Source organism: Cognatazoarcus halotolerans (genome assembly GCF_009800965.1).
Taxonomy (GTDB): domain Bacteria; phylum Pseudomonadota; class Gammaproteobacteria; order Burkholderiales; family Rhodocyclaceae; genus Cognatazoarcus; species Cognatazoarcus halotolerans.
Window position 1 is genome coordinate 1 of the sequence record NZ_WUAF01000071.1, and the last position, 402, is coordinate 402.

Consider the following 402-nt stretch of genomic DNA (forward strand, 5'->3'; position numbering starts at 1 on the left):
TGATTGCCTGCAAGGACCAGCTGTTCTCGCTGCAGAGCCTTGTGGAAGAGACGGGGCTGCCCAAGCCGACGCTGCACCGGATGCTGCAGCAGCTCGAGAGCGCGGGGATGCTGCAGCGGGACGCGGATGGCCGCCACTACAGCACCGGTGTGCGGCTGCGGCGCATGGCGGAGAACCTGCTGCTGAACAACACGGTGCATGGCGCGCGCCACGCGGTGCTGCGCCAGCTGGTCGAGGAAGTGGGGGAGAGCTGCAACATCACGGCGCTCTCGGGCAGCGAGGTGCTGTACCTGGACCGGGTGGAGACGCCGGCGCCGCTGCGCTTTTACCTGCACCCGGGCTCGCGGGTGCCGGCGCACTGCTCGGCCAGCGGCAAGCTGTTCCTTGGGCAGATGAGCCCGA

Annotated in this window: 1 protein-coding gene; it reads left to right on the plus strand. The window is 68.9% G+C overall.

What is annotated here, in order from left to right; translation table 11 throughout:
- On the plus strand, positions 1–402 hold a 402-nt coding region (locus GQB03_RS22705), incomplete at both ends, for an IclR family transcriptional regulator (protein ID WP_159694068.1).